Annotated in this window: 22 protein-coding genes and 1 pseudogene; 17 read left to right on the plus strand and 6 right to left on the minus strand. The window is 71.5% G+C overall.

All coding sequences use genetic code 11. The annotated features are described in order from the left end of the window. The first annotated feature begins 113 nt into the window (after positions 1 to 113). Together KZJ41_RS01360 and KZJ41_RS01365 are read left to right on the plus strand one after the other, a co-directional pair. Positions 114 to 875, plus strand: a complete 762-nt coding sequence (locus KZJ41_RS01360) for a 1-acyl-sn-glycerol-3-phosphate acyltransferase (protein ID WP_251550036.1) — start codon at positions 114 to 116, stop codon at positions 873 to 875. 87 nt (positions 876 to 962) lie between these two features. Further along, complete coding sequence (locus KZJ41_RS01365; protein ID WP_065923571.1) at positions 963 to 1,784, plus strand: Cof-type HAD-IIB family hydrolase; 822 nt, start codon at positions 963 to 965, stop codon at positions 1,782 to 1,784. A gap of 90 nt (positions 1,785 to 1,874) precedes the next feature. Here KZJ41_RS01365 and KZJ41_RS01370 read toward each other — a convergent pair whose 3' ends face one another. Continuing rightward, positions 1,875 to 3,929, minus strand: a complete 2,055-nt coding sequence (locus KZJ41_RS01370) for an N-acetylmuramoyl-L-alanine amidase (RefSeq protein WP_065923200.1) — start codon at positions 3,927 to 3,929, stop codon at positions 1,875 to 1,877. Between the two features lie 320 nt (positions 3,930 to 4,249). Between KZJ41_RS01370 and KZJ41_RS01375 the strand changes: the two genes are divergently transcribed. Then, on the plus strand, positions 4,250 to 5,803 hold the full coding sequence (locus KZJ41_RS01375; RefSeq protein ID WP_043801815.1) for a SpoIID/LytB domain-containing protein: 1,554 nt from the start codon (positions 4,250 to 4,252) through the stop codon (positions 5,801 to 5,803). Positions 5,804 to 5,818: 15 nt separating this feature from the next. Here KZJ41_RS01375 and KZJ41_RS01380 read toward each other — a convergent pair whose 3' ends face one another. Further along, positions 5,819 to 6,805, minus strand: a complete 987-nt coding sequence (locus KZJ41_RS01380) for an LLM class F420-dependent oxidoreductase (protein ID WP_029547015.1) — start codon at positions 6,803 to 6,805, stop codon at positions 5,819 to 5,821. A gap of 198 nt (positions 6,806 to 7,003) precedes the next feature. Between KZJ41_RS01380 and KZJ41_RS01385 the strand changes: the two genes are divergently transcribed. Genes KZJ41_RS01385 through KZJ41_RS01400 form a run of 4 tightly spaced genes read left to right on the plus strand, consistent with a single transcriptional unit; the run spans position 7,004 to position 9,996 of the window. After that, positions 7,004 to 8,044 carry an AvrD family protein gene (locus KZJ41_RS01385; RefSeq protein ID WP_051359233.1) on the plus strand — a complete coding sequence of 347 codons (1,041 nt, stop codon included), beginning with the start codon at positions 7,004 to 7,006 and terminating at the stop codon, positions 8,042 to 8,044. Beyond that, positions 8,041 to 9,105, plus strand: coding sequence for a beta-ketoacyl-ACP synthase III (locus KZJ41_RS01390; RefSeq protein ID WP_065923199.1), 1,065 nt, complete (start codon positions 8,041 to 8,043; stop codon positions 9,103 to 9,105). Before KZJ41_RS01385 ends, KZJ41_RS01390 begins: the two co-directional genes overlap by 4 nt. Further along, positions 9,086 to 9,337, plus strand: coding sequence for an acyl carrier protein (locus tag KZJ41_RS01395; protein ID WP_006937172.1), 252 nt, complete (start codon positions 9,086 to 9,088; stop codon positions 9,335 to 9,337). Before KZJ41_RS01390 ends, KZJ41_RS01395 begins: the two co-directional genes overlap by 20 nt. Then, positions 9,334 to 9,996, plus strand: a complete 663-nt coding sequence (locus tag KZJ41_RS01400) for an HAD-IB family hydrolase (RefSeq protein ID WP_065923198.1) — start codon at positions 9,334 to 9,336, stop codon at positions 9,994 to 9,996. The genes KZJ41_RS01395 and KZJ41_RS01400 overlap by 4 nt, the downstream gene beginning before the upstream one ends. Here the strand turns inward: KZJ41_RS01400 and KZJ41_RS01405 are convergent. Both KZJ41_RS01405 and KZJ41_RS01410 read right to left on the minus strand, forming a co-directional pair. Beyond that, positions 9,942 to 10,778: a helix-turn-helix transcriptional regulator gene (locus tag KZJ41_RS01405; RefSeq protein WP_029547020.1), complete on the minus strand. Its 837-nt coding sequence runs from the start codon at positions 10,776 to 10,778 to the stop codon at positions 9,942 to 9,944. The two genes, KZJ41_RS01400 and KZJ41_RS01405, sit on opposite strands and share 55 nt — an antisense overlap. Positions 10,779 to 10,880: 102 nt before the next feature. After that, a complete protein-coding gene (locus KZJ41_RS01410; protein WP_006937168.1) occupies positions 10,881 to 11,288 on the minus strand; it encodes a helix-turn-helix domain-containing protein in 408 nt (135 codons plus the stop codon). Positions 11,289 to 11,489: 201 nt separating this feature from the next. Between KZJ41_RS01410 and KZJ41_RS01415 the strand changes: the two genes are divergently transcribed. The 4 genes and pseudogenes from KZJ41_RS01415 to KZJ41_RS01430 all read left to right on the plus strand — a co-directional run. Beyond that, positions 11,490 to 12,116: an FMN-dependent NADH-azoreductase gene (locus KZJ41_RS01415; protein ID WP_006937166.1), complete on the plus strand. Its 627-nt coding sequence runs from the start codon at positions 11,490 to 11,492 to the stop codon at positions 12,114 to 12,116. 34 nt (positions 12,117 to 12,150) lie between these two features. Then, positions 12,151 to 12,855, plus strand: a complete 705-nt coding sequence (locus KZJ41_RS01420) for an AAA family ATPase (RefSeq protein WP_065923197.1) — start codon at positions 12,151 to 12,153, stop codon at positions 12,853 to 12,855. An 11-nt stretch (positions 12,856 to 12,866) separates the two neighbouring features. Beyond that, positions 12,867 to 13,841, plus strand: coding sequence for an NADPH:quinone reductase (locus KZJ41_RS01425; protein ID WP_065923570.1), 975 nt, complete (start codon positions 12,867 to 12,869; stop codon positions 13,839 to 13,841). Beyond that, positions 13,838 to 14,890: pseudogene (locus tag KZJ41_RS01430) on the plus strand (MFS transporter); the annotation flags it as partial. The gene KZJ41_RS01425 and the pseudogene KZJ41_RS01430, both read left to right, overlap by 4 nt. Before the next feature lie 112 nt (positions 14,891 to 15,002). Here the strand turns inward: KZJ41_RS01430 and KZJ41_RS01435 are convergent. Both KZJ41_RS01435 and KZJ41_RS01440 read right to left on the minus strand, forming a co-directional pair. Continuing rightward, positions 15,003 to 16,133, minus strand: coding sequence for a glycosyltransferase (locus KZJ41_RS01435; RefSeq protein ID WP_065923569.1), 1,131 nt, complete (start codon positions 16,131 to 16,133; stop codon positions 15,003 to 15,005). 80 nt (positions 16,134 to 16,213) lie between these two features. Further along, positions 16,214 to 16,693 (minus strand): DUF2231 domain-containing protein, encoded by a 480-nt coding sequence (locus KZJ41_RS01440; protein WP_065923196.1) that lies wholly within the window; start codon positions 16,691 to 16,693, stop codon positions 16,214 to 16,216. A gap of 132 nt (positions 16,694 to 16,825) precedes the next feature. Between KZJ41_RS01440 and KZJ41_RS01445 the strand changes: the two genes are divergently transcribed. From KZJ41_RS01445 to zomB, 6 genes are all read left to right on the plus strand, one after another. Beyond that, positions 16,826 to 17,578 (plus strand): MerR family transcriptional regulator, encoded by a 753-nt coding sequence (locus KZJ41_RS01445; protein WP_006937156.1) that lies wholly within the window; start codon positions 16,826 to 16,828, stop codon positions 17,576 to 17,578. A 73-nt stretch (positions 17,579 to 17,651) separates the two neighbouring features. After that, positions 17,652 to 18,872, plus strand: coding sequence for a UDP-galactopyranose mutase (gene glf, locus KZJ41_RS01450; protein WP_006937155.1), 1,221 nt, complete (start codon positions 17,652 to 17,654; stop codon positions 18,870 to 18,872). After that, entirely contained in the window at positions 18,869 to 20,797 is a 1,929-nt protein-coding gene (locus KZJ41_RS01455; RefSeq protein ID WP_065923195.1) for a glycosyltransferase, read from the plus strand. Before glf ends, KZJ41_RS01455 begins: the two co-directional genes overlap by 4 nt. Beyond that, complete coding sequence (locus KZJ41_RS01460; protein WP_006937153.1) at positions 20,781 to 21,317, plus strand: phosphatase PAP2 family protein; 537 nt, start codon at positions 20,781 to 20,783, stop codon at positions 21,315 to 21,317. The genes KZJ41_RS01455 and KZJ41_RS01460 overlap by 17 nt, the downstream gene beginning before the upstream one ends. Continuing rightward, positions 21,314 to 22,219, plus strand: coding sequence for a decaprenyl-phosphate phosphoribosyltransferase (locus KZJ41_RS01465; protein WP_006937150.1), 906 nt, complete (start codon positions 21,314 to 21,316; stop codon positions 22,217 to 22,219). Before KZJ41_RS01460 ends, KZJ41_RS01465 begins: the two co-directional genes overlap by 4 nt. A 58-nt stretch (positions 22,220 to 22,277) precedes the next feature. Further along, the gene (gene zomB / locus KZJ41_RS01470) at positions 22,278 to 24,155 is read left to right on the plus strand and encodes a flagellar motor control protein ZomB (RefSeq protein ID WP_044476001.1); all 1,878 of its coding nucleotides are present in this window, start codon (positions 22,278 to 22,280) and stop codon (positions 24,153 to 24,155) included. The last annotated feature ends 143 nt before the right edge of the window (positions 24,156 to 24,298 follow it).

A 24,298-nucleotide genomic window follows, 5' to 3' on the forward strand; every position in this document is an offset into this window, starting at 1 on the left:
CGCCGCGCCCAGGCGGTGAACCCGGGCCGGATACGGGCCATTGATCCCGAATCGGGCGGGCGGCGGACATCGGGCGGAGCCCGCAGCCGCCGATCCGGCTACTCTGACCGACTGTGGAACCCTTCTACTGGACCGTCATCGGCCTCGCCCGGACCGTCTTCGCCGCGCAGGGACTGAAGTTCACCGTCACCGGCGCCGAGAACATCCCCGCCGTCGGTGGCGCCGTGATCGCCATGAACCACGTCGGCTACATGGACTTCACCTACGCGGGCCTGCCCGCCCGCACCTCCAAGCGCTACATCCGGTTCATGGCGAAGAAGGAGGTCTTCGACCACAAGATCTCCGGTCCCCTGATGCGGGCCATGAAGCACATCCCCGTCGACCGGGCCGACGGCGCCGACTCCTACCGCGCGGCGGTGGCGGCGCTGCGTGCGGGCGAGCTGGTCGGGGTCTTCCCCGAGGCCACGATCAGCCGCAGCTTCGAGATCAAGGGCTTCAAGACGGGTGCCGCGCGGATGGCGCTGGAGGCGGACGTGCCGATCATCCCCGTGGTGATGTGGGGGTCCCAGCGGGTGTGGACGAAGGGGCACCCCAAGCGCCTCGGCCGCACGAAGACGCCGATCTCGATCGCCGTCGGCGAACCCATCGCGCCGAACGCGTCGGCGTCGGAGCTGACCGCGGAGCTGCACGAGACGATGGAGCGCATGCTGCGGGAACTGCAGGGCAGCTACGTCCACGAAGCCGGTGCGTACTGGGTGCCCGCCCGGCTCGGCGGCACCGCGCCCACGCTCGCGGAGGCCACGGCGCTCGACGACGCCGACACCGCCGCGCGCAAGGCCCGCCGGGCGCAGAAGGATGCCGGCACCGACCGGTGACGACGACAGTCGCGGTGAGGCCCGCGGCGCGGTGACGCCCGGGTCGTCCGGATGCGCCGTGTCGCGGCGGACCGGCACAATGGCGAAGTGAGCCGAGATCTGCCGAGCCTGGTTGCCACCGACGTCGACGGCACCCTCATCGACGACGAGGAGCGCGTCTCGGGCCGTACCCGCGCGGCGGTGCAGGCCGTGGTGTCCTCCGGGACGCCGTTCGTCCTGGCCACCGGCCGTCCGCCGCGATGGATTCCGCCGGTGATCGAGCAACTCGGTTTCGCGCCCATGGCGGTGTGCGCCAACGGCGCGGTGCTCTACGACAGCGCCGCCGACCGGGTCCTGAGCGCCGCCGTGCTCTCCGCGGACGAGCTGGCCTGGGTTGCCGACGTCGCCAACAGCGTGCTGCCCGGCTGCGGTCTGGCCGCCGAGCGGATCGGGGCGAGCGCCCACGACGCCGCGACGCCGCAGTTCGTCAGCGCCCCCGGCTACGAGCATGCGTGGCTGAATCCGGACAACACCGAGCTCGCCGACCACGAGGTGATCGCCGAGCCGGCGGTGAAGCTGCTGATCCGGATGGCGTCGGCGACGAGCCACGAGATGGCCGAAGCGCTGGCCCCGCAGCTCTGCGGCCTGGTGGACGTCACCTATTCCACGGACAACGGCCTGATCGAGATCTCCGCCTCGGGGGTGACGAAGGCGTCGGGCCTGCAGCTGATGGCCGAGCACCTGGGGGTGGCGGCCGACGGGATCGTCGCGTTCGGGGACATGCCCAACGACATCCCGATGTTGTCGATGGCGCGCCACGGGGTCGCGATGGAGAACGCGCACCCGGACACGAAGGCGGCCGCGGACGAGGTCACCGCCACCAACACCGAGGACGGGGTAGCCCGCATCCTCGAGCGTTGGTGGCGGTGACGGCCCCGGCGAGGGGACCGGCGGCCGGCTAGGGCCCCGGCGAGGGGACCGGCGGCCGGCTAGGGCCCCGGCGAGGGGACCGGCGGCCGGCTAGGGCACCGGCGCCGGTGCCGGCGCTTCGGGGGCGGGTGCCGGTGCCGGGGCCTCGGGGGCGGGGGCCGGCGCGCCGGCGGGCTGCGGCGCCGCCTGTTCGTACGCGTCGTTGTAGGCGCGCAGCACCTTCGTCACCGCACCGGTGAGTTCGTTGAAGATCAGCGAGCCGAACTCGAAGTCCGAACGCCAGCCGTCCGGCACGCGGTACTCGTCGCTGGTCGGCAGGCCGAGCTCGCCCGCGTCGAGGCCGCTGCGCTGCCACGTCTTGTAGATCTCGCCGAGCACCGTCCACACGCCGCCGTTCGGCGAGGTGTAGATGGCGCCGTTGACGAACTCGGCGCGCTCGTAGCCCGCCTTGGCGGGCAGGATCCCGGACACGGCGGTCCCCAGGCGGCCGGTCTCGCCGCCCTCGGCGATCCACTTCTGCGCCAGCGGCGAGTTGTCGGTGAGCCGGATCAGCTCTCCGACCAGGTCCGCGACCTTCTCGGCCGAGCCGGTGTCGGGCAGGCGGTCCGCCGATCCGGTGGCCGGGGCCCCCGCGTCGACGTCGGGCAGCTGCGCGCGCGGACTGTCGGTGACGAGGTCGGACGAGTCGTCGCTCGGGGTGCTGGGCGTGGTGCTCTGTCCGGCCGCGGTGGCCGCCGCGATGTCACGGATCTCGTCCATCTTCGCGTAACCGGAGTCGCCGGGGCAGCTGGTGTTGCCGACGTCGCGGTGCGCGAAGATGATCGGCAGGTCCACGGCCGCGCCCTGCGGGTACGGGGTGAACGACGTGCCCTCCGAGTACATGGTGGTCTCGCCCTTGGGGTCGAGACCGGCCTTGGCGAGCCGCCAGCCGAGGAAGCGGCCCACCGCGTCGACCGTGGCCTTCGGCGGTTCGACGTTGGAGAAGTCGCCCATCATCGCGATGCCGACGGTGTTCTCGTTGAAGCCGCCGGCGTGCGCGCCCTGCACGGGCTTGTCCAGGCCGCCGGCGCGGCCCTCGAAGATCTGGCCGTAGCGGTCGACGAGCACGTTGTAGCCGACGTCGCACCAGCCCAGGGTCTGGGCGTGGTAGGCGTAGATGGCCCGCACGATCTCCGCCGATTCGGCCTTGGAGTAGTCGTTGCTGCCGGCGGTGTGGTGCACGGTGGCACCGCCGAGCTCGTCGTCGTAGGTGGCGTCCTGGCAGCGGATGGACTCGTCGGCGCCCCACTGCGCTCGGGTGATCACCTTCGGTCCGGACCCTCCGACCGGACCGGCGATGTCCTCGAGCGCGGCGTCGGCGCTGCTCGATCCCGGGTTGATGAGCACGGCGCTGACGTCGTCGGCGGCGGCCCGCGCGGGTTCCTGGGCGTGCAACGGCCGTGACGACGACGCCGGCGCATAGCCCAGCTCCGGCTGGGCCGGAGCGGGCGCCGGTGCAGGGGCGGGTGCGGTCGGCGGCGCGGCCGGGGCGGGAATCTCGGCGCCGGCGAGCGTCGGTTCGGGCGCCGGGCGCGGAGTGAGCAGCACCTGCACGGCCTTGGTGGCACCGACGTAGATCGGTTCGGTGCCGGCCCGCTCGTCGGGGGTCCGGTCGGAGCGGCTCGTGTCGATCGGTTCGGTGGCCGTCCACGGTCCCCAGCTGCCGTCGTCGCGCTGGGCCCGGATGCGTGCGTCGGTGTCGGCAACGTCCTTCGCGGCCAGCGCGATCATGCTGAACGGGGCGTCGCGGGTGAGCTGCTTGACGGTGGCGCCGATGCGATCGACGACGTCGGCGGCTGCGGGTGCGGGCGCCGGGGTGGTCGACGGGGCGGGCGCGGTGATCTCCGGCAGGCCCGCGGCGAGTTCCTTCAGGCTCAGGTCCGGCAGGTTCAGGCCGGTGAGTTCGTGGATCGGGATCACGATGTCGGGCACCGAGGCGAGGACGACCTCGGCGATCTCGGGCGGTACGACGATGGGGACGGACTCGTTGGTGGAGCGGACGTCCGATGTGGTGCTCGTGACGCCGTAGACGGCGAATGGGCTGGCGACGGCCAGGGCGGCGACGGCACCCAGGACGATCGACGGCTTCGGTCGGCGATGCGGCACGGTGCTTCTCCCTGTCGGTGTTCGCGGCGGTCCTCGGCCTCGTCCGGGCGGCGCTCGGCCGAGGCCGAGGAGCCGGCTCGAATCGAACCGAATCCTCCGTCATCCGGACGACCCGAAGTGCGGAACGGCCGAGAATCGTGTGCAACTTGTGATTCTGGTGTTACTGGCGTGGCTGTTGTTGCTTCATTCAGTCACTCTTGCCACACTAGTCGCAGACAACCTTAAGCCTCAACCTGAGCTTGAGGATCCGTCTCGAATGTCCGATACGCGCGGACCTGCGTCCGGGCGGCACACGGTGCGAGAACGAGGGAGTGCAGCGCATGCCACGAAAGTCCATCCGCCGGACCCATCGCCGGCGGCGTCTCGTCGTCGGGCGCCCCCTCCGCAACGGCTGGCGGCCCGCCACGGCCCGCGCCGCGGCGATCGGCCTCGCCCCCGCGCTGCTGGTCGGCGCCGCAATCGGCGGGGTGCTGCACGTGCACGCCGAACCCGACGTCGCCCAGGCCGTGGCCGCCGACACCCCCTTCACCTTCGTGGGCTTCGGTCACGGCCACGGTCGCGGCATGGGCCAGTGGGGCGCCTACGGCTACGCCACCGAGCACGGCTGGTCCGCCGACCGGATCCTCGGTCACTACTACGGCGGCACCACCCTCGGCGCCCTTCCCGAGAACACGATGATCGCGGTCCGGCTCGTCGGGCAGGACGACGCGCCCCTCGACGTGTACTCCGACACCGGGATGACCGTCGCCGGCCGGCAGACCGGGCCGGGCGAGGCCGCCCACCTGACGCCCACCGCGGACGGGGGAGCGGACGTCGTCGTCACCGCCGGTTGTTCCGGCGAGGTGCTGTGGCAGGGCCGCGCCGACCTGCCGTGGGTGGACCCCGTCGACATGGGCGAGGCCCGGCCCGTCGCCGAACACCTCAAGCTCTGCGGCAACAGCGCACCCTACCGCGGCTCCCTCGGTGTCGTCCTCGACGGCTCCGCGCCGCGCACCGTCAACCGGCTGTCGATGGAGGACTACCTGCTCAGTGTCGTCCCGGCCGAGTCGCTGCCCAGCTGGGCCGACACCGGCGGCGCCGAGGCGCTGCGCGCGCAGGCCATCGCCGCCCGCTCCTACGCCGCGGCGGAGAACCGCTCGCCGCTGTGGCAGACGTGCGACAGCCAGAACTGCCAGGTGTACGCAGGGTCAGCCAAGGAGGACCCGCGCACGAACGAGGCGGTGAACTCGACCCGCGGCACCGTCCTCATGAAGGACGGCAAGGTCGTCGCCAGCGAGTTCTCCGCTTCGACCGGCGGTTACTCCGCCGGCGGCGCCTTCCCGTCCGTCGAGGACCTCGGCGACGCCGTCGCCCCCAACCGGCAGTGGGCCCAGACGATGACCGCCGGCGAGATCGGCACGGCCTTCGGCGTCGGCGAACTGCAGGCCTTCGAGATCGTCGGCCGCAACAACCTCGGCGCCGACGGCGGCCGCGTCACCCACGTGCGCATCGTCGGTGCCGACCGCACGGTCGAGACCACCGGTGCCGAGGCGCGCGCCAAACTGGGCCTGCGCTCCGACTGGTTCACCGTCCAGGAGGGTGCCGACGCCACGGTTCCGCCGTCCACCCCCGCGCCCGAACCCGGCCCCGAGGTCGGCGACGAACCCTTCGAGACCGGGCAGGGCTCACCCATCGAGGAGAAGTACCTCGAGCTCGGCGGGCACGACGGCACCCTGGGCACCCCGGTCGGGCCGGAGCTCATGCTGCCCGACGAACGCGGCAAGTTCCGCGTCTTCACCGGCGGCATCATCGTCTGGACCCCCGACCTCGGCGCCCAGGTGATCGACGCGAGCATCATGCGCGAGTGGCTGCCGGGCACCGGCAGCGCCGAGTAGCGTCTCCTCCCCGGCTCACCGGCCGGCCAGCAGATCTGTGAGGGTGCGGCCGGTGAGTTCGACGATCCCCTCCTCGTGGCCGTTCGTCACGAGATTGACGATCAGTCGGTCGATGCCGTGCCGGAGCACCCGGTGATCGAACTCCTCGGCCACCTCCGCCGGTGTGCCCACGAAGTGCCGATCGGTGGCGGCCGCCGATTCGCGCTCCGTGAGCCGGCGGAGGTCGATTCCCCGGGCGAGCAGGAACTGCCGGTGCAGATCGCGGGCGCGATCGCCGTTCTCGTCGATCATCACGTAGCCGAGGTAACTGACGTCCAGGGACGCCGGGTCGCGGCCGAGCTCCGCGCATCGCGCCCGGACGGCCGCCAGCTTGCGCGGTATTTCGCGTGCGGCGCACAGGATATTGAGATGGTCGGCCCAACGAGCCGCGAAGGCGAACGTCCGTCGTTCGCCCCCGCCGCCGATCAGCACCGGCAGGTCGTTGCGCAGGCGGGGTTCGTTCCGGGCGTCCTCGGTGTGGTACCACCTGCCGTCCACCGAGGGGCGTTCGCCCCGCAGCATGGGCACGACGATCTCGAGCGATTCCCCCAGGCGTTCGAACCGCTCACGGAGCGAACCGAACTCGAAACCGTAGGCCCGGTGTTCGAACTCGTACCAGCCCGCCCCCAGCCCCAGCACGGCGCGGCCACCGCTGATCACATCGACCGTGGTGACCGTCTTGGCCAGCAGGGCCGGGTTGCGATACGTGTTGCCGGTGACCAACGCCGACAACCGGATCGACGTCGTCACCGCCGCGAGCGCCGCGAGCGTCGAGTACGCCTCGAGCATCGGTTCGTCGGGCGAACCGATCAGGGGCAGTGGATAGAAGTGGTCCATCACGAACACCGTGTCGAACCCGGATCTCTCGGCCGCGCGGGCCTGGGCGGCGACGGTGGGGAAGATGCCGGTGGCCGGTCCGGGATAGGTGAAGTTCGGGATCTGGTAACCGAGTCGGATGCTCACGGACCGCAACCGTAGCGCCTCCGAAGTGCCTGTGCGCCAACGAAAGGTGACGCGGATGCCGGCCGAACCGCGTCGGGGCCGGTCGCAGCGTGGTGGTGCCGACACCAGGATCGACACACCCTGGCTGGGGCGGCGACGCCGGTTCACGATGGTGCCGGACACCGTGTTCGGACACCGATGTGATCTGGGGGTAGACACATGGCAGCGGCCGTGGCACAGGGCAGTTTCACGCTGGACTCACCGAGCCGATACCTCGGTCCGGCCGAGGACAGGTTCTTCGGGGCCGGCTATCGCCGAGTCCGGCAGAACCTCCGCTTCGCCGGTCTCCTCGACCATCCGGCGACCGGGATCAGGGCGAATGCCGGCGTGGAATGCCCGTCGGACTGGTCGACGAAGGGTACGACGGCGCAGCGCCCGCACCTGAGCACGATCGACGTTCTGCTCGTCGCCACGCGGGCGGCCGGCGCGGTGATCGGGGCCGCGTACGGTCTCGACGAGGCCGATCTGGCGGCGGCGTGGGTGCGGTCGGTGGTGATCCGCGCGGCCGCCGCGCCCGTCGAGCACGACCTCGGAAACCTGGACGTGACAGCCGAACACGTCCGATCCGAGGTGGAGCCCGGTCGTGCCGAGCACGCCGGACGGAGTGCGTGCGTGGACGCGGTGCGGGTGCGGGTCGCCGGCTTCGCGGTCGAGCTGGAGGTCGTCCATCCCGGAGTGGGGACGCCCGCGTCGCGACTCGACCCGGCCGTGGCCGACCGTCTGCTCGCCCACGCGGCCGGACCCTACGCCGACGGGTACCGCACCCACGAGATGCGCACGCAGGACATCCGCGTGGACGGTACCGTCGCGCACGCCCGGTCGAGGCTCGTCGCCGGCCCCGGCGACGGCATACCCGGTGCCGGACTGGCCGCGCGGTACGAGCCGCACGTGACGCTCGTCGACGCATTCGTGGAGACCCTGCAGCTCGGCCAGATCCTGATGTACGAACTCGACGGGATCGACCGCGCCACGAGCAACACGCTGTGGATGCGCCGCACGGTTCTGCACACCACCGATCCGGCCGTGCAGACCGAGGCCGAGGTGCCCGTCACCGTGGCGCTGGAGGCGCTCCGCTCCCTCGCCCGTGGCGGCGCGCTGTGGCGCGCGTGCGACATCGTCTCCGAGCGGAACGGCACCGCCGTGCGCTGCTCGGTCGCGCACGAACTGCCGGCGCCCGCCGCCGGATCGGACCTGCGGTGACCACCGCAGCGGGCGACCGCGACCGGGGAACGCGCGCCGCCGTGATCGCGGGAATCGGCGGATACGTTCCCGGGGAGGCGATCCCCAATACGGCGCTCGAGCACCGCCTCGACACGAGCGACGAGTGGATCCGCCAGCGGACCGGAATCGGATTCCGGCACTTCGTGTCCGCCGGCACCGCCACGAGCGACCTCGCGGTGGCCGCGAGCCGGCGAGCCCTGGCGTCCGCGGGAGAACACGCGGTCGACATGGTGATCCTGGCGACGACCACCCCCGACCATCCCTGTCCCGCAACCGCACCCAGCGTCGCCAGCCGGCTGGGCCTCGGGCCGGTCCCGGCATTCGACGTCGCGGCCGTGTGCAGCGGCTTCCTCTACGCCCTGATGCTGGCGGAATCGACGATCCGTTCGGGCGGTGCCGAGCGGGTGCTCGTCGTCGGAGCCGACTCCTTCAGCACGATTCTCGATCCCGGGGACCGGAACACGGCGGTGATCTTCGGCGACGGAGCCGGCGCCATGGTGCTGCGGGCCGGACACCGCGACGAGGACGGTGCCGTACTCGCGACCCACCTGGGTTCCGACGGGGGACAGGCGGACTTGATCATGGTGCCCGGGGGCGGCTCCCGGGAACGAACCAGCGAATCCGCCTCGACCGGATGGAACCGCTACTTCACGATGCAGGGCAAGCGGGTGTTCGAGGCGGCCGTGGCGGCGATGTCGGAGTCCGCGGCCTCCGTCATGGGCCGGGTCGGCTGGACACCGGCGGCGGTGGATCGCCTCGTGGCGCATCAGGCCAACCTCCGGATCCTCCGATCGGTGTCCTACCGGCTCGGGCTGCCCGCGGAACGCGCCCTCGTGCACCTGGACCGGGTCGGCAACACGAGCGCGGCGTCGATTCCCCTCGCCCTCGCCGACGCCGCCCAGCGGATCGGGGCGGGAGAACGCATGATCCTCACCGCATTCGGCGGTGGAACCACCTGGGGCGCGGCCGCGGTGACGTGGCCGCACCTCATCTCTTCCCACTCTCACACAGGAGCGCAGGATGACTCTCTCGTATCGTGACATCGCGGCCGTCGTCGACGAGCACTTTCCCGAATTCTCCGGCCCCATCGACGAACACACCACCTTCGACGACCTCAGCTGCGACTCCCTGGTGCTCGTCGAGCTCGGGTCGATCCTGTCCGCCCGGTACGCGATCGACGTCGCGGAGGAGGACATGGTGGCGGCGCACACGTTCCAGGGCGTGGCGGACCTGGTCAACCGCCTGCGGGTGGACGACGTCGCGACGGCGTGACCGCACGATGCGCGTTCGTCGACGTGGACGAGACGCTCGTCGCGCAGGTGACGCTGTTCTCGCTACTGCTGTTCGACGGCGCCGAGCGTGGCGTCGGCGGGCAGGCGCGGGCGCACCTCGCCGGACTGCGGTCGCTGAGGGCGCGCGGGGTGCCGCGAGCGGTGACCAACCGGGCGTACTACACGTGGTGGCAGGGTCGTTCGCTCGCCGAGGTCGCGGCCGCGGGCCGACGGTGGTTCGCGCGACAACTGTCCGAGGGCGGGTTCTTCCACGAAGCTGTGCTCGCGGACCTCGCCGCGCGGACCTCGGACGGTTTCGCAATCGTTCTCGTCTCCGGGTCCTTCGCGCCGGCCCTGGATCCCATCGCCGAACACATCGGTGCGGCGGCCGTGCTGTGCACCGACCTGGATTCGTCCGCGGGGCGATACACCGGCGTCGTGCGCGCCACGATGCTGGGCCCGGACAAGGCGCGCGCCGTGGCGGCGTATGCCCGTGCCCACGGAACGGATCTCGGCCGCTCGATCGCGTACGGGGACCACGTCTCGGATGCGCCGATGCTCGATCTGGCGGGGGAACGCGTCGTGGTGGGGGAGGGGATGCCCGGTTATCCCGCGACGCGTTCGATCCGCACCGGCGTGTCCGAACCGGTGGACCGATAGCCGGATTCGGGAATCTGTAGAACGAGGGCCCGGCTCGGATCGGACCCGAGTGGGAACGAGACGGTGCGGAAGTCGATGCGTCCGAACTCCTCGTGGCGGAAGGCGAGGAGTTCGGGCGGTTCCGCGCACACGGAGCGTTCGTCCCACAGCGCGGCGAACACCTCGCTCTCCCGGCAGAGCCGGCGCGCGGTCTCGGCGAACACGGGATCGTCGACGTAGCGCGCCACCTGGAGACGGTACCGGCCGACGAGACTGCGCGCCGTGGCCTCCGGATCGCAGTACCGCTGTGCGCGACCGTCTTCCGTGAAGAACCGGACCAGGCAATTGGTGCCCGCCCGGACGTCGAGCAGGTCCCGGGCCGGGATGTTGGCCACGTCCACGCACCAGTGCCGGTTGACGATGTAGGCCGGCTCGCGGAAACCGTCGACGATGTACTGGAGCAGATCGTCGCGAACTGTGCTGCGCTGCTGCGTGTTCGGAGACCGGTCGGGCACACCCGCGAGCAGCCGCAGGTGGATCCGCTCCGCGTCGTCGAGGCTCAATGCGCGCGAGATCGCGTCGAGCACCTGGGATGAGACGTTGATGGGCCGGCCCTGCTCGAGCCAGGTGTACCAGGAGAGCCCGACGTTCGCCAGCGCCGCGACCTCCTCACGGCGAAGACCGGGCGTGCGCCGCCGGCCCGAGGCGACGAGGCCCACATCCGAGGGCGACAGCCGGGCCCGGTGTCGACGGAGGAAGATGCTCAGCTCGGTTCTGCGATTTTCCTTCGACGTCGCGTTCACAGGCGTGAATCCAATCGACGACGGTGCGGCAGGTCAATGCCGCCCGCCGTCGCGGGCGTCGACTGCGTTCGAAATCACAGGGAGTCGGTGCGGCGGACCACGTCACCCGGTGTTGCGGGTCGCGCGGTCGTACTCCTCGCGATGCACCAGGATGTCGGCGATGTTCGACTCCGCCCAGTCCTTGATCTCGGCGACGATCGGGACCAGGGACTCGCCGAGGGGCGTGAGGCGGTAGTCCACCCGCGGCGGGACCGACGGCGTCACCGTCCGCTCCACGACACCGTCACGCTCGAGGGTCCGCAGCGTGGTGGTGAGCATCTTCTGGCTCACGCCGGCGATCGTGCGGCGCAGTTCGCTGTGCCGCCGCGGGCCGTCCGTCAGGGCCGACAGGATCAGCGTCGCCCATTTGTTGCTCAAGGTCTCCAGCACCTGACGTGCCGGGCATCCGGCCAGGTAGATGCTGTACCGGGCCTTCTCCCGCTCGCGTCGTTCACCGGCGGTCGTCGTCATCGAATTCCCCCGTAACCGTTCCCCGCACCCGCGCCCCGCCGCAGCCCGGGAACCTCGAGGTGCCCGAGGCACTCGAAAGTGCCGTCTTGAGCTGCCGCGGCACGCGGATGATGCTGTCCCCTGCAGCCTAGCTGCGTGTGCGGGTGGCGGCCTGCTCGTCGGCACCCGCGGCCTGCGACGACATCTTCCGAGAGGATCCCGATGACCAAGCTCCTGCATGTGAACGCCTCTGCCCGTGGCGAACACAGCCAGTCCCTCGCCATCGCACGGGCCTTCGTCGAGGCGCTGGCGGATCGCCGGCCCGACCTCGAGGTCGACACCCTCGACCTGTTCTCCGCGGACCTGCCGGAGTTCGGCACGGTCGCCGCCGACGCCAAGATGGCCGTCTTCGGCGGTCAGGAACAGACCGCCGAGCAGAAGGCGGCGTGGGACGCGGCCCGGGCCGTGTTCGACCGGTTCGCGGCGGCCGACGTGTACGTGTTCAACGTGCCGATGTGGAACGCGGGTGTGCCGTACGTCCTCAAGCAGTGGATCGACATCGTCACGCAGCCCGGCTGGGCGTTCGGCTTCGACCCCGCCACCGGATACGAGGGGCTGCTGACCGGCAAGCGGGCTCTCGCCGTCTACACCAGCGGGGTCTACGCGCCGGGCGTGCCGCTCGAGTTCGGCGCGGACTTCGCCACCACCTTCTTCGACGACTGGCTGCGCTTCGTCGGCATCACCGACACCGAGGTCGTCCGGTTCGCCCCGACCGTTCTGACCGGCGCCCCCGACGAGGACCTGGCCGGCCACGTGGCGCACGCACAGAAGCTCGCGGCCAACTTCTGACCACCGCGAACACCGCGACGGAAAGGCACGCGCAATGCGCTTGGGAATCTCGGGAACCTATTCCTCCGGAAAGACACTGACCTCGATCGCGTTGTCCGAGTACACGGGCATCCCCCGTACCCGGGCGAAGACGATGCGGGAGATCCTCCCCGAGGCCGCCCCCGGCAAGACGCTCGAGGAATGCACGTCCGCGGAGCTGCTGCAGATGATCGTCGTCCGGCACGTCGATCGGGCGATCCACGAACGGAACCTGTGGGACGGGTTCATCTCCGACGGTTCGTCGCTGCAGGAGTGGATCTACGGCTCCGTTCGGGTCACCTACGGCATCAATCCGAACGAGTCGGTGGGCCTGGGCGAAGGGGTACCCGTGCCGCGCACGCCCGAACTGGCCTACTTCGAGGACGTCGTCGCCGAACTGGGCAAGGCGTTCAAGCGGCACGTGAAGGCGACGTTCGACGCCTTCGTGCACCTGCCCAACGAGCTGCCGCTCAGCGCGGACGGGCATCGTCCGGTCAACGAGCACTTCCGTGCCCGGGCCGACCGCATGCTCGAGGAGATCATGGCGGAACTGGCGATTCCGTTCCACGTGGTGGGCGGCGACCTGCCGGCCCGGTTGGAGCGGATCACCGAGCTCTTCGGCTTCACCCCGGTGCTGCCGGTCGACGTCGCCGTTGCCCGGGCGCTCGACGAGTACGCCGCCCTCGACACCCGGATCGAGACCGCACGGGCGGGAGTCTGACGGTGCCGGACATGCTCGCGGCGGTGTACGAGCGCCTCGGCGCGGCCCGGGACGTGCTCGACGTTCGCCGGATGCCGCGACCGGAGCCCGGGCCGGGGGAGGTGCGGGTCCGCCTCCGGCTGTCCGGGGTCAACCCGTCCGATTGGCGGGCCCGGCTGCACGGCCGGGGGACGCCGCTGCAGTGGCAGATCCCGCACTCGGACGGCGTCGGAGTGGTCGACGCAGTGGGGCCGGGTGCCGATCCCGGCCGCATCGGTTCCCGGGTGTGGGTGTGGAACGCCGCGTGGCGGCGCCGGCACGGCACCGCAGCCCAGTGGACGTGTGTCCCCGATCGGCAGGCGGTGAACCTGCCCGAGCACGTCGGGGACGAGCTCGCCGCCGGGCTCGGCATCCCGTTCATGACCGCATGGCACGCCCTGTTCGCGGACGGTCCGCTCGACGGTGCGACCGTGCTGGTGGCGGGCGGGGCCGGCGCGGTGGGGAACGCGGCCGTGCAGCTGGCGAGCCGGGCCGGTGCCACGGTGCTGGCCACGGCGAGCACGGACGAGAAGGCACGGCTCGCGCGCGCGGCGGGGGCGTCCGTGGTGGTCGACTACCGCAGCTCCGAGGCCGCCGCGGCGCTGCGGGCCGCCGCGCCGGACGGCGTCGGGCGCATTCTGGAACTCGCCCTGGGACGCAACCTCGACCTCGACCTCGAGGTGCTCGCCGACCACGGCACCGTCGTCGTGTACGCCCCCGAACCCGAACCGCCGCCGATTCCCGTGCAGCGGTTGATGGCCCGGAACCTCCGAACCCATTTCATGCTCGTCTACACCATCGGTCCGCGAGCCCAGGAGGACGCGGTGCGCGGCATCACGGCGGCACTCGAGGACGGCGCGCTCACCCCGTTGCCGACGGTGTGGTTCCCCCTGCACGAGGTGGCGGCGGCGCACGAGGCGGTCGAGGGTGGGGTGCTCGGGAAGGTCGTGCTGGGGCTGCCCGAATGACGGAGCCGGATCTCGCCTCGCCCCGGGACCGGTCGTCCGGCGAGGGGGATGCCGTGGCGGCGTTCCTCCCGGTCGTCGTACTGCTCGGACTCCTCGCGGTGCTCGTGCTGTCCCAGCTCTACGCCGTGATCCCCGTGTTCGGTGTCCTCGCCGACGACCTGGGCCTCGACGCGCAGCGGGTCACCGTGACCCACACCGCGTTCGGCATCGCCTATGCGGTGGGGTTCCTCGCCTGGGGCGCCGTCGTCGACCGCATCGGACCGCGGCGGACCCTGCTGACGGGTCTGGGGGCGCTCGTCCCGGCCACCGTGCTGGTCGCTACCGCCCGGGACGCGACGTGGATGATCGCCGCGCGGGTGCTGCAGGGCGCGGTGGCCGCGGCGTTCGCGCCTGCCGCCTTCGCGTACGTCGGCACCCGGATCGCGGTGGCTCGCCGGGCGACGGCACTGTCGGTGCTCACCGGGTCCTTCCTCGCGTCCGTCGTCCTCGGGCAGATCGCCGCGCAGGCCGTGTCCGCGCTCGCCGGATGGCGGTGGTTCTTCGGGATCGGTGCTGTCCTGTTCGCCGTGGCGACGGTGGCGGTGCTCGCCGCGGTCGACGACGAACCACCGCCGCGACCCGGCCCGCAGCCGGTGACGGCGGCCGTCGCGCTGCTCGGATCGGCACGCACCGTCGCCGTGCTGGCGGTCACCGCCACGGTGCTGGCCGGTTTCGTGGCGCTCCACACCGGCGTCCAACGCTTCGCCGTGGTGGGGGATCCCGACGAGCTGCTGGTCTTCCGGGCGTCGGCGCTGCCGGCGATCGTCGCGGCACCGCTGCTGTCGGGTCTGCTCGGCCGGATCCGGACCGGGCACCGCATCGTCGTCTTCCTCCTCGTGGCGGCGGCCTGCGCGACGGTGGCGCAGGACGCGCCGGTGGCCGCCTTCGCCGCGATCACGTTCTGCGTGGCGGTGATCGCCCCCGCTCTGATCGCCCTCGTGCTCGACCGTTCGGGCCCGCACCGTGGTGCCGGGACGGCGCTCTACACCTGCGCGCTGTTCGTCGGCGCGGGGCTGGGGCCGCAGATCGCCGCAACGGCCTCGTCGTTCTCCGCGACCGCCCTCGCCGCCGCCGGCGTGTGGACGGGTGGGGCTGCGCTGGCGGCGATCTCGTCCGGCCGGCCTACCGCGCGGTTCCGGCCGGGTGCCCGGGGTCGCCGAGGACCGCGAGCATCCTGTCCACCGACGTCGCCCACCCGAACTGCTCGGCGCGACGTCGCGCCGAGCGGCGCAGGAAAAGGTCGGGGGCGCTCAGCAATTCGTCGATCGCGTCGGCGAAGGCCGCGTCGCGGTCGGCGGACAGTACCCCGCACTGGGGGGTGAGGATCTCGGTGAGCGCCGACGACCGCGACGCCACCACCGGGGTGCCGGCGGCCAGCGATTCGAGCGCCGACAGGCAGAACGTCTCGTGCGGTCCCGGGGCCAGCGAGACGTCGGCGGTGGCGAACAGCGCGGCCAGCCGATCGGGGTCGCCGATGAATCCGGTGAACGTCACCGGGAGCCCTTTCGCCTTGTGCTCCAGGGCGTGACGTCGCGGCCCGTCGCCGGCGACGACCAGGTGGACGTCGTGCCCGCGCCGGTGCAGCAGGCGCGCCGCGTCGATGCTGCGCTCCGCCTTCTTCTCGACGGACAGCCGGCCGCAGTGCAGCAGCAGCCGGGACGAGTCCGGTACGAGCCGCTCGCGCAGGCGGCGGTCGTGGCGGGCGGGGTGGAAGCGGTCCAGGTCCACGCCGAGCGGCACCCGCACCAGATTCGGCGTGCCGATGCGGGTGAACTCCGTGCTCGCGAATTCCGTCGTGCACACCACCGTGTCGTAGTCGGTGGCCATCCGCCGGTTGGCCAGGTCGGCGGCCCGCCGGGCGACCGGCGCCGGCAGCACCTGGCCGAGGAGGCGGTCGAGCCGCTCGTGGGAGACGACGACGCTGCGCACGTCGCGCCGGCGCGCCCACCGGCCGAATCCGCGCAGCGTCAGCCGGTCCGACACCTCCACCGCGTCGGGCCGCAGGCCGCGCAGCACGTCCGCGACGCGCCGCGGGTCGGCCACCCGGTACCCGCCGGTCCACGGGACGACCGGTGCCGGCACGGTGATCCGCAGGACCCCGTTGCCGAGCAGTTCCTCGCCGCGACGGGGTCCGGGCACGATCAGCGTGACGTCGTGTCCCCGAGCGGTGTACCCGCCGCCCCACTGGTGCAGCGCGGTGCGCAGGCCGCCCGACCGGGGGCCGTAGAAGTTGGCGAGCTGAACGATGCGCACCGTTCTCATTGAGCCGGGACGCGGCGACGGGTGCGGCAACGACGCCGGGCGCCGCGGTGAACGCGCGTCGAATCTCTCCGTCAGTCGGCCGTCGCGGGGGGCACGCGGCCGGTCCACACGGCCTGGGCGCCGGACTCGCCGACCCGGACGGTCTGCACCGTCGCGCCCACCGCGGCGACGACGGCCAGCACCGCCGCGACGACGGTCAGGGCTCGTCGCCCGCCGCCGTCGCCGCGGCCGCGCAGCATGTGCGCCCCCGCGAGCAGCGCCGTCGCGGCGAACAACAGCGCGACGACGAGGGTCATGGTCTCGCCGAGTTCCTCGTGGGCCTCGATCAGCGGGGTGTCGCCCAGGGCGCCGGCGAGCTGCTCGCCGGTCTCGGCGGTGAGCGGCGTCAGCACCAGCGCCGCGGCCGCCAGCACCACGACCGGCCACAGGAGGTGCCGGCGCGCGGCCGGCCACAGCGCGCACAGGATCAGCCCCGTCGACACCAGAGGCACCAGCACGACGACCGCGTGCACGAGCAGCGGGTGAGCGGGCAGTCCGCCGATCAGCGTCATACCGTTTCTCCTTCCGGCCGGAGCGTCCAGGGAAACCGTAGGCGCCGATCCGGACGAACGGGATCCGAACGGGCTTGACGTTGACGCGACGTCAAGACGCATCCTGGGCGTACCCGACGAGAGAGGCCCGCGATGAAAGGCGAATGGTCCATCCAGGAACTGGCCCGCGCGGCCGGCGTCACCAGCCGCACCCTGCGGCACTACGGCGACGTGGGCGTGCTCGAGCCCAGCCGCACCGGCCCGGGCGGCATGCGGTTCTACGACGCCGACGCCCTGGTCCGGCTGCAGCGCATCCTGCTGCTGCGCGACCTCGGCCTGGGACTGCCGGCCGTCGCCGAGGTGCTCGACGGCCATCGCGACGCCACTGCGGCGCTGCGCGTGCATCTGGAACTGCTCGAGCACGAGCAGCGGCGGCTGGCCCGGCAGATCGAGTCGGTGCGCACCACCATCCGCAGAACCGAGAGAGGAGAGGAACTGATGGCGAACGAAGTGTTCGACGGATTCGACCACACGCAGTACCGCGACGAGGTGATCGAACGCTGGGGCCAGGACGCCTACGACAGTAGTGACCGCTGGTGGCGTGGCATGAGCGAGGCCGAGCGCGACGACTGGAAGTCCGTCGCCGCCCGCCTGGGCGCGGACTGGACGGCCGCCGCGGCCGCCGGTCTCGATCCGGCCGGCCCGGAGGGGCAGGACCTGGCCCGTCGCCACGTCGCGTGGCTCGGCAGCATCCCCGGTACCCCGGGCCACGGGGAGGAGCCGAACCGGGAGTACGTCCTGGGGCTGGCAGAGATGTACGTCGCGGACGAGCGCTTCGCCGCGAACTACGGCGGCCCGGCGGGTGCGGAATTCGTCCGGTCCGCCCTGCGGGCCCACCTGGCCTGACCCGTGCGCGTTTCCGGTCGCTCCCGCTACCGGAAACGCGCACGGCCCCGCGGGTCGCCTACCCTGGTCTTCCGTGACTGCTGCACCCTCGCCCCAGCCTGCCACCCGTGAGTACGACCTGATCGTCGTCGGCTCCGGGTTCTTCGGACTGACGATCGCCGAGCGTGCCGCCACGCAACTCGGCAAACGCGTTCTCGTCGTCGAGCGCCGCCACCACCTCGGCGGCAACGCCTACTCGGAGCCCGAGCCCGAGACGGGCATCGAGATCCACAAGTACGGCGCCCACCTGTTCCACACCTCCAACAAGCGGGTGTGGGACTACGTGAACCAGTTCACCGATTTCACGAACTACCAGCACCGCGTGTTCGCGATGCACAAGGGCCAGGCCTACCAGTTCCCGATGGGTCTCGGGCTGGTGTCCCAGTTCTTCGGCCGGTACTTCAGCCCCGAGGAGGCGCGTGCCCTGATCAAGGAGCAGGCCGCCGAGATCGACACCGCGGAGGCGCAGAACCTCGAGGAGAAGGCCATCTCCCTGATCGGCCGGCCGCTCTACGAGGCGTTCGTGCGCGACTACACCGCCAAGCAGTGGCAGACCGACCCGAAGGAACTGCCCGCCGGCAACATCACCCGCCTGCCGGTCCGCTACACCTTCGACAACCGGTACTTCAACGACACCTACGAGGGCCTGCCCGTCGACGGCTACACCGCGTGGCTCGAGAACATGGCGAAGGACGAGAAGATCGAGGTGCGGCTCGACACCGACTGGTTCGAGGTGCGCGACGAGATCCGCGCCGCGAGCCCCGGCGCCCCCGTCGTCTACACCGGGCCGCTCGACCGCTACTTCGACTACGCCGAGGGCCGCCTCGGCTGGCGCACCCTCGACTTCGAGACCGAGGTGCTGCCCACCGGCGACTTCCAGGGAACCCCGGTGATGAACTACAACGACGCCGACGTGCCCTACACCCGCATCCACGAGTTCCGGCACTTCCACCCCGAGCGGGACGGCTACCCCACGGACAAGACGGTGATCATGCGCGAGTACTCGCGCTTCGCCGGCAACGACGACGAGCCGTACTACCCGATCAACACCCCGGAGGACCGGGCCACGCTCTCGGCCTACCGGGAGCGGGCCAAGCGGGAGGCCGCGGAGAACAAGGTGCTGTTCGGCGGCCGGCTCGGCACCTACCAGTACCTCGACATGCACATGGCCATCGCGAGCGCGCTGAGCATGTTCGACAACGCCCTCCTCCCGTACTTCGAGTCGGGCACGCCGCTGGCGGGGGACGCCTCGTGAGCGCCCGGCACCAGCTGGCCGAGCCCGTCGCGCCGGAATCCGAGCTGCTCGGCAGGGCACTGCTGCAGCGGGTGATCCTGCCGCGCCCGGGTGAACCGCTCGACGTGCGCACCCTCTACCTGGAGGAATCGCCGACCAACGCACGGCGCGCGCACGCCGTCGGCCGGACGTCGCTGAACATCGGCGCCGAGTCCGAAGTGTCGATGTGCACCTACTTCAACGCCTTCCCGGCGAGCTACTGGCGACGGTGGAGCACGCTCACCTCCGTGGTGCTGCGGCTCGAGCTCACCGGCCACGGCCGGGCCGACGTGTACCGCTCGAAGGCCGACGCGAGCCGCATCCACGTCGAGGGCCGCGAGTTCTCCGGCGGCGCCCCCGCCGGGGACGACGCCGCGACGGTCGAGTTCGAGATCGATCTCGGCCCGTTCGAGGACGGTGGCTGGATCTGGTTCGACATCACCACCGACTCGGACGTCACGCTGCGCTCGGCGGGCTGGTACGCGCCGGTCGAGGCACCCGGCGAGGCGTCCGTCGCCGTGGGCATCCCCACCTTCAACCGCCCCACGGACTGCGTGAAGGCCCTCGTCGCCCTCGCCTCCGATCCGCTGGTCCTCGACGTCGTGGACGCCGTGATCATCCCGGACCAGGGCACCCGGAAGGTTCGCGACGAGCCCGGTTTCACCGCGGCGGCGGCCGCGCTCGGCGACCGGCTCGCCATCCACGACCAGGGCAACCTCGGCGGTTCGGGCGGCTACAGCCGCATCATGTACGAGGCGCTGAAGACCACCGACTGCCCGTACATCCTGTTCATGGACGACGACATCGAGCTGGAACCGGACTCGGTCCTGCGCGCGCTGGCGCTGTCCCGGTTCGCCAAGAGCCCGATGCTCGTGGGCGGCCAGATGCTCAACCTGCAGGAACGCAGCCACCTGCACACGATGGGCGAGGTGATCAACCGCGCCGACTTCATGTGGACGGCCGCGCCGAACGTCGAGTACGACCACGACTTCTCCACCAAGCCGCTGCGCGACCGCGAGCAGTCTCGTCTGCTGCACCGGCGCATCGACGTCGACTACAACGGCTGGTGGATGTGCATGATCCCGCGGCAGGTGGCCGAGGAGATCGGTCAGCCGCTGCCGCTGTTCATCAAGTGGGACGACGCCGAGTACGGGCTGCGGGCCCGCGCCGCCGGCTACCCGACCGTCACCATGCCGGGCGTCGCGATCTGGCACATGGCGTGGAGCGACAAGGACGACGCCATCGACTGGCAGGCGTACTTCCACCTGCGCAACCGCCTCGTCGTGGCGGCCCTGCACATGCCGGGCGACGGACGCGGCCTGGTGCTCGACACCGTCAAGGCCACGCTCAAGCACCTGCTGTGCCTCGAGTACTCGACGGTGGCGATCCAGAACAAGGCGATCGAGGACTTCCTCGCCGGCCCGGACCGCCTGTTCGAACTGCTGCCCACCGCGCTCGGGGAGGTGCACGCGCTGCGCAAGCGGTTCTCCGACGCCGTGGTGCTGCCGTCGTCGACCGAGCTGCCGTTGCCGTCCGGCGCCGAGGTCGGGGCGGTCGGCGAGCCGCGCGGGGCGGTGCGCAAGATGGTGCGGCTCGCCAAGGGCCTGGTGCACAACGTGCGGCCGGCGCATCCGGAACACCACGAGCGTCCGCAGCTGAACGTGCCGACCCTCGACGCCCGCTGGTTCCTGCTGTCGCAGGTGGACGGTGTGACGGTGACCACCGCGGACGGGCGCGGCGTCGTCTACCGTAAGCGCGACCCTCGGCAGGCACAGGCTCTGCTGTCCGAGGCCGTGCGGCTGCGCCGCGAGTTGGCACGCAGGTTCCCCGAGTTGAAGAACGAGTACCAGGCCGCGGTTCCCGCCCTGACGAGCAAGGAGGAGTGGGAGCGTGTCTTCGAGTCGTGAATGGCCGACCACCGAGGCGGAGATCCAGGTGCTGCAGGCCGTGCAGGCCACGGTCGGCTCCCGGCCGGGAGCGATCGCCGCGGCCCGTGGGCTGTCGCACTTCGGTGAGCACGCCCTCGGCTGGGCGGTGATCGGCGGCGTCGGCGCACTGGTCGACCGCCCGCGCCGGCGGCGGTGGGCCGGGGTCGCGGTCGGCGCCGTGGGCGCCCACGCCGCGTCCATCGTGGTCAAGCGGGTCGTGCGGCGTCCCCGGCCCGTGGACCCGACCATCCGGGTCAACGTGTCGACCCCGAGCCGGCTCAGCTTCCCGTCCTCGCACGCCACCTCGACGACGGCCGCTGCCGTGCTGCTCGGTCGGCTGACCGGGCTACCCTTACCGGCGGTGTTGGTCCCGCCGATGTTGCTGTCCCGCCTCGTGCTCGGCGTCCACTATCCGACGGACGTGCTGGCGGGCGCCGCGCTCGGCGCCGCGTCCGCCGCGGCCGTCGTGCGGGCCGAGAAGAAGTTTGGAGAGAGATGAGCGAGGAACCGGTAGCCGTCGCGGCGCCTCCGAAGAATCTGGCCGAGGGCATCGTCAAGGCGGTTCGCCCCCGGCAGTGGGTGAAGAACGTGCTGGTGCTGGCCGCGCCCCTCGCGGCCGGCTCGGCGACCGAGCTGGACGTCCTGATCCCGGTCGCCCTGGCCTTCGTGGTGTTCTGCATGGCCGCGTCGGGCATCTACCTGGTCAACGACGCGATGGACGTCGAGGCCGACCGCGCCCATCCCACGAAGCGGTTCCGCCCGATCGCCGCCGGCGTGCTGCCGGTGAACCTGGCCTACGGCATGGCGGTGGTGCTGCTCGTCGGCTCGATCGGCCTGTCGTTCCTGGCGAACTGGCAGCTCGCGGTGGTGATGGCGGTGTACATCACCGTCCAGCTGGCCTACTGCTTCGGGCTCAAGCACCAGCCGGTGCTGGACATCGCCATCGTCTCCTCCGGGTTTCTCATCCGGGCGATCGCCGGTGGCGTGGCCGCGGAGATCCTGCTGTCGCAGTGGTTCCTGCTGATCATGGCCTTCGGCTCGCTGTTCATGGCGGCCGGCAAGCGGTACGCGGAGCTGCGGCTCGCGGAGCGGACCGGCGCGAAGATCCGCAAGTCGCTCGAGTACTACACGGGCACCTACCTGCGGTTCGTGTGGACGCTGTCGGCGACGGCGGTCGTCATCTGTTACGGCCTGTGGGCGTTCGAGCGCGACCAGGCCAACGACACCAACTGGTTCGCGATCTCGATGATTCCGTTCGTGATCGCGATCCTGCGGTACGCGGTCGACGTGGACGGCGGGGAGGCCGGCGAACCGGAGGAGATCGCCCTGAAGGACCGGGTGCTGCAACTCCTCGCGCTGGCCTGGATCGGGGCGGTCGGCGGTGCTGTCTACCTCTTCTGACCTCGACGAGGATCTCGGCGCCCCGGCCCGCCGGCCCCGGCCGGCGGGCCGGGGCGGCATGCGGCCGTGGGTGCCGACCGCGGTGTTCTCCGGCGGAGTCGCGCTGACGGCCCTGCTGATGTTCTGGGGCGCGTGGGAGCGTCGCTGGATCGCCGACGACGGCCTGATCGTGCTGCGCACCGTGCGCAACCTGCTGGCCGGGAACGGCCCGGTGTTCAACGCCGGCGACCGGGTCGAGGCGAACACGTCGACCCTGTGGACGTATCTCGTGTACGCGGCGGGCCGGCTCAGCGGGGTGCGGCTCGAGTACGTGGTGCTTGCCACGGCGCTCGTGCTGTCGACCGCGGCGGTGGTGCTGGCGATGCTCGGCACGGGCCGGCTGTACCGGGGGCGGCTGCGGGGCAGTGGTGCCACGTTCCTGCTGGTGCCCGCCGGCATGTTCGTCTACATCGCGGTGCCCCCGGCCCGGGACTTCGCCACCTCCGGCCTCGAGAGCGGGCTGGTGATCTGCTGGATCGCCCTGCTGTGGCTGCTGCTCGTGCGGTGGGCGACGGTGCCGGGGTTGCCGTCGACCCCGTCGGTGCTGGCGACGGCGTTCGTCGCCGGTCTCGGGCCGCTCGTGCGCCCCGAACTGGCGCTTCTCGCTCTTCCGGCCCTGCTCATGCTGTTCCTCGCGGCCGGACTCACGTGGCGGGTGCGGGTCGCCGTGGTGGCGGTGGCCGGTGCCGTGCCGGTGGGCTATCAGATCTGGCGGATGGGCTACTACGGTCTGCCCTATCCGAACACGGCGGTGGCCAAGGACGCGGGCGGGGCGAAGTGGGCGCAGGGCTTCGAGTACCTCGGGAACCTGGTGAGCCCGTACCTGCTGTGGCTGCCGCTGCTGCTCCTGCTGCTCGGTGCCGCGCTCGCGTGGCGGTACCGGGGACCCCGCGAACAGGACGCGCCGAAACGTGAATTCCGTCACAGGGACGGGTCCTTTCCGGCGCGCGCACAGCGCGCGCTGCGCACCCCCGCGGCCGTGGTCGTCTTCATGCTCGGCGCCGCATTGTTGCTCACGCTGTACGCCCTTCGCGTCGGCGGCGATTTCATGCACGGCCGGGTGTTGCTGCCGCCGTTGTTCTGTCTGCTCATTCCCGTCGCCGTGATTCCGTTGCGGGTTCCGCAGCGGGCCGAGATCGGCCGCACTCGCGCGACGGCCGTCGCGGGGGCGGCGGGGGTGCTGTGGCTCGGTGTGGTGGTGTGGTCGGCGATCGCTGCGAACACCACCGGCATGCCCGAGGGTGCGGTGGTGGGCCGCTCCGGGATCGTCGACGAGCGGGCGTTCTACGCCCTCAACACGGGCCACCTGCATCCCGTCCGGGCCGAGGACTACCTCGACTACCCGCGCATGCGGGCGATGGTCGAGGCGATCTCCAACACCCCCGACGGCGGGCTGCTGCTGCCGACACCGTCGTTCGACGCATGGGACGTCGTGCCGCCGCCGGGGCCGGTGCCGCCGGGCGGAGCCGGCCACACGGTCTACTTCCTCAACCTCGGCATGACCAGCATGAACGTCGGGCTCGACGTGCAGGTGCTCGACCAGATGGGGCTGGCGTACCCGCTGGCGGCGCACACCGAGCGGCTCGAGGACGGGCGCATCGGGCACGACAAGCTGCTCTACCCCGACTGGGTCGTCGCCGACACGGGAATGGTGGACGTGCACCCGTGGCTGCCGGCCTATCTGGACGAGGACTGGGTGGCGCAGGCGCAGGTGGCGCTGACGTGCCCGCAGACGCAGGAACTGCTCGCGTCCTCCCGCGCGGAACTGACGTGGCCACTGTTCAAGCGGAATTTCCGCAACGCGTTCGACTATGCGGACTACCGCTTCGACCGGGTGCCGAAATACGAGATCCAGCGCTGCGGCCTCGCGCTTCCGCCCCCGCGCGACGGGGGCTGACGCGGTCGTCCGGCCCGCGAATTACATCGATGTCGTTTTCGCCCCGGTGGGCCCGTGCGGTCCGCCGGGCGTATCTCGGTATGATCACAGTCGATAACGGATGTGTAACGCATCGGGGGTGCAGGCCGATATCGAAGCCGACA

The sequence above is a fragment of the Rhodococcus sp. 11-3 genome (assembly GCF_023704055.1).
GTDB classification, from domain to species: Bacteria; Actinomycetota; Actinomycetes; order Mycobacteriales; family Mycobacteriaceae; genus Rhodococcus; species Rhodococcus aetherivorans.